This is a genomic window from Desulfobacula sp., assembly GCF_014237455.1.
Classification (GTDB): Bacteria; Desulfobacterota; Desulfobacteria; order Desulfobacterales; family Desulfobacteraceae; genus Desulfobacula.
Window position 1 is genome coordinate 1 of sequence record NZ_JABZFL010000021.1, and the last position, 4,864, is coordinate 4,864.

Genomic DNA, 4,864 nt, shown 5'->3' on the forward strand with positions numbered 1-4,864 from the left:
TCGTTTCATTTTTCTTAATATGTCATCATCCCCGGACTGCAGCGGAATATGGAAATGATCGCATAAAATATTCCCCGGTCTGGCAAGATTAATAATACCATCATTGATTTCTCCGGGTTCAATGGAGCTGAGCCTTATCCTGTGAACGGGTCTTTCATCATTGATTTTTTTAAGCAATTGCAAAAGCGATAATTTTTTTTCAAGGTCACGACCATACACACCCGTATGGATCCCGGTGATAATGATTTCTTTAAACCCTGAATCATTCAACTCTTTTAAATGTTGAAAAACTTCTTTTTCCGGCATGCTAACCGAAGATCCCCTTGCATGGGGGACAATACAATAAGTACAAAACGCATTACAGCCATCCTGTATCTTAAGATATGCCCGTGTCATTTCACCTTTAACAGCAGGATTAAACCCAAGAAAGGTGTTTGCCTTGCCGTGATCAATCTTTTTAAATGTCAGGGGGGAGCTGTTCTTACAAATAGACGTAATATGGTTTGCTATTCTGTTCTTATCTTTATGGCAGACAATCTGATCGATCTGCCCTATTTTTTTTATTTCTTCAGGATCGGTCTGAGCGTAGCATCCCGTAACAATGATTTTTGCATCGGGATTTTCTCTGATAATTTTTCGAATTATCTGTCTTGACTGCATGCTGGCCTTTGATGTGACAGCACAGGTGTTGACGATAAACACATCAGCTTTTTGTTTTTTTTTACCCTTTATCCAGCCCTGCCGTTCAAGGCTTAACGAAATTCCGTCACTTTCGTATTGATTGACTTTACATCCTAACGTTTCGACATGAAATTTTTTCATTGAATGATACCGGCTCCCAACACTCTGGCATCTTTGTAAAATACTGCTGTCTGCCCGGGAGTAATCGCACTCTGGGGCTCATTAAATACAACCTCTCCACAAGATCCGTTTAAGGTGAGTGTCGACACGGCACCTTTGTGGCTGTATCTGATTTTGGTAATTATTTCAGGGATAGTTTTGGGGTCTGAAAAATTCCAGTTTATTTGGCCGACTTTAAATTTTTTTCTGCCCAGGTCTTTTTTAAAGCAAACCCTCAGAACATTATTTTTTACGTCAACCTGTTTAACATAATAGGGCTCTTTTGCAGGGCAGTCGATACCACGTCTTTGTCCTATGGTAAATTTGTGAAGGCCCTTGTGGCGACCCACTATTTTCCCGTCATGGTCTATAATATTGCCATGATTGGGAGCAATCTCCTGCTTTTGAAGAACAAACCGGGGAAAATTGTTGTCATGTATAAAACAGATATCCTGACTTTCACTGAGGTGGATCGGCTCAAGATGCTTTGACCTGGCAAATCGCTTAACCTCTTCTTTTGTCATCCCTGCCAATGGAAAAATAATTTTTTCAAGCTGCTTTCCGGACAACATGGAGAGAAAATAGCTCTGGTCTTTCAATGGATCTGACCCTTTTTCAAGATAGCAACGGGAAATTTTTTTATCGGGAAAAGAGATCGGGTTAACGATGGTGGCATAGTGACCTGTGGCCAGAAAGTGAGCCCCCATATTTTGAGCATGCCTTAGCAGTTCACCAAATTTTATCTCTTTGTTGCAGATGATACAGGGGTTGGGTGTTTTACCTTCAAGATAGGTTTGGACAAAATATTGAATTACCTTTTTTTCAAACTCTTTTGAAAGATCAATATCGGTGACCGGGAACCCCATCTGTTTTTCAAGCAGAGTTAGATCTACAGGTTTTTTTTCATAACCGGTTGTAAAATGAACACCAAAAACATGTTTATATTTGAGTTTTAAGAGATATCCTGAAACAAGAGAGTCAACTCCGCCACTTAATGCGACTGCAATAACCGGGTTTTTCATCAGGCAACTTTTTGGGAAACTTCCGAGAATAATCCCATGGCCCGTGTCGGACAGGTTACAACACAAAGCTCACACACACTGCACTTTTGTTTATCAAAAATAACTTCCATTTCAGGTCGTTTGATATAGAGTGCATCGGTCGGACAAACTGCCGTACATGCCCCACAATGGGTACAGATTTCTTCATCTTTGTAAATTTGATGTTCAGGACTTGATACGGATACTCCCTGGTCTTTTAAAAATTTTACCCCTTTGTTAAAAGCAGTTTTAGACCCTGAAGAAATCTCCAGAACCATATATCCCTCTTTCTTATTGGATATTCTGGCATTCAAAATATTAAACAAAAGATCAAATTTTTTTGTTAATTGACAGACCAGTGCTTTTTGGGTAACTTTTGCTGGAAAGTTGAGTATTACTATTTTGGAATACAATCTAAGCCTCCGATTTTAAACGGTTCTGAATAATTCTCTTTGACAAAGTTCTCACTTTAAGTATTATTACTTAATAGGTCAAGATTTATATCAACATCACTTATTTATATAATAAATACAACAGATAGACAATGTTGTTTTAAAGGTTCGATCTATGAACAGATTTGCATTCGAGTTATCCAGCTATACCCTTAAAACCTTTTCCGGTTTTTCCAAGGCAAATATCAAAATTTCGGGAAAGCACCATATTCCGGATGGTTCTGTCATTTTTACGGCCAACCACTTTACACGGATAGAAACCATTTTTCTTCCTTATCACATTCATAATATCACAAAAAAAGAGGTCTGGTCTCTTGCTGCGGCAGAATTATTTGAGGTGCCGGTTTTACAAGGATTTTTAAATAACCTGGGTGCTGTATCAACACAAGATCCCCATAGGGATGAACTCATCTTAAAAACACTCCTGTCAGGAGATGTTCAGTGGATTATTTTTCCTGAAGGCATGATGGTTAAAAATAAGAAATTGATCAAAAAGGATCAATTTGCCCTGACCGATGAAGGGGTAATGAGGCGACCTCATACCGGTGCGGCCATTGTGGCCCTGCGCTGTGAATTTTACCGTGAGCGTCTCAGAAGAATGAAAGATATGGGTGAGCCTGAATTTGAAAGGCTTGCTCAAACATTTGAAATAGAAAATATTGATCAGGTTCTTAGCCGGGAAACATATATTGTTCCCGTTAACATCACCTATTACCCTGCGAGTCCAAAGGAAAATATTTTAAGCAAGATAGCCCAGATTGTCATGAAAGAGCCATCAAAAAGAGTCATGGACGAGTTGATGACTGAAGGCAGCATGCTGTTTTCTAATGTGGATATCAATATTCGATTTGGGGAACCCATTAACATTAAGGGATATTTAAATGATCCCTATATTGAAAGCATGCTGACGGTCAAACGGAAAATTAAATTTGATGATGATATCAGCTCAAAGCAGATTACACGGCAATTTTCCATCACCATCATGGAAGAATATATGTCAGCCGTATATGCCATGACAACCCTTAATTATGATCATGTCCTGGCATGTATCCTCAAGCATTTTCCATACAGAAAAGACGGTATTGATATCTATGAATTTAAATGCAAGGTGTATTTTGCAATTTGTTGGCTTGTGTCCAATAAAACATGTTGCATATCCGAGTCTTTTTTAAAAAATCAGATCCACCTTCTAACGGATGATCGGCTTAAACGATTTGCGGATTTTTTTGCCATTGCTGAGAATACAAATGTTATTGAAATTAAAGAGGGTAAGATATTTAAAGATCAGACCAAATTTATCACCCAATCAAATTTTCATACCATCAGGATAGAAAATCCCATTCTTGTCATGGCCAATGAATTGGAACCGGTAAAAGAGGTTGAAAAATTTTTAAAAAAGGTTGCTCAAAAATCTCGTGATGAAATTATTGACCTTGTGAAAGGCAAAATTATAGAAAAGATAGAGAAGGATTTTTCCCGGGATTATAATGATCACTATATTGAAGAAGAATCAAAGAGAAAAAGAATCGGAAGGCCGTTATTCCTTAAGCATGAAAACGAAAGCGCGGGCATTTTATTGATTCATGGTTATATGGCAGCCCCTGAAGAAATGAAAGCGTTTGCACACTATCTGCATGAAAAATCTTTTACGGTTTATGTACCAAGGCTGAAAGGGCATGGGACTGCACCTGAAGATCTTGCCAAAACCAAGTTTGAACAATGGGTGGAATCTGTTGAAGAAGCCTTTGTTGTCTTAAGACATTCGTGTAAGAAAATAATTGTCGGTGGTTTTTCAACCGGTGCCGGGCTTGCTTTGGAACTGTCCACACGACTGGATGATATTGAGGCTGTTTTTGCTGTTGCACCTCCCATGAGACTTCAGGATTTAGGATCATATTTTGTTCCGGCCATTGATGCATGGAATTCTATGATAAAAAAGATTCATCTGGATGCAGTCGCAAAAGAATTTATTGAAAACAATCCTGAAAACCCGCATATTAATTACGTCAGAAATCCTATTGCCGGCATCCATCAGCTTGAAAAACTCATGGAACACCTTGAACCAAAACTGAAAACCATAGCCAAGCCGACTCTGGTGGTCCAGTCCAGAAAAGACCCTGTGGTGAATCCCAAGGGAACCCTTAAATTATTTGAACGGATAGGATCTGATATCAAAGAGTATTATATCTTTGATTGTGAATGCCATGGGATCTTAATAGGGGAGGGTGCTAAAAGAATTTATAAAGCCATTGAAAATTTTATCAAACAATGGGTTTAATCAAGTTAATCCCGGACTTAGCATACAGCGTTCAAGGCAAGTTGTTTATATCACCCGCGAAAATTGGGAGTATTCTTCTTGTCGGCCTTTTGCTTGAAGAAAAATACGAATCTCACAATTAGCCATCTTGCTGGTGGTTTAATTAATAAATTAAACCTTCAGCTTTGCTGATGGTCCAAGCTTTGCTTTGCGGGTAAGTGAGAGATTTACAAAAACAGAATACCTCCTTAAAAAGGGTTTGTGGAGACCCTAAA

The 4,864-nt window shown here is 38.6% G+C and carries 4 protein-coding genes; 1 reads left to right on the plus strand and 3 read right to left on the minus strand.

Features of this window, described 5'->3' with window-relative positions:
* The 3 genes from HGJ91_RS03405 to HGJ91_RS03415 all read right to left on the minus strand — a co-directional run.
* The coding region (locus tag HGJ91_RS03405; protein ID WP_291346292.1) for a MiaB/RimO family radical SAM methylthiotransferase at positions 1-822 on the minus strand (822 nt) is incomplete at its 3' end.
* The gene (gene mnmA / locus HGJ91_RS03410; RefSeq protein ID WP_291346293.1) at positions 819-1,862 is read right to left on the minus strand and encodes a tRNA 2-thiouridine(34) synthase MnmA; all 1,044 of its coding nucleotides are present in this window, start codon (positions 1,860-1,862) and stop codon (positions 819-821) included. The genes mnmA and HGJ91_RS03405, both read right to left, overlap by 4 nt.
* The gene (locus tag HGJ91_RS03415; RefSeq protein WP_291346294.1) at positions 1,862-2,293 is read right to left on the minus strand and encodes an NIL domain-containing protein; all 432 of its coding nucleotides are present in this window, start codon (positions 2,291-2,293) and stop codon (positions 1,862-1,864) included. Before HGJ91_RS03415 ends, mnmA begins: the two co-directional genes overlap by 1 nt.
* A gap of 154 nt (positions 2,294-2,447) precedes the next feature.
* On the opposite strand from HGJ91_RS03415, the gene HGJ91_RS03420 reads away from it, so the two are divergent.
* The gene (locus tag HGJ91_RS03420) at positions 2,448-4,610 is read left to right on the plus strand and encodes an alpha/beta fold hydrolase (RefSeq protein ID WP_291346295.1); all 2,163 of its coding nucleotides are present in this window, start codon (positions 2,448-2,450) and stop codon (positions 4,608-4,610) included.
* The last annotated feature ends 254 nt before the right edge of the window (positions 4,611-4,864 follow it).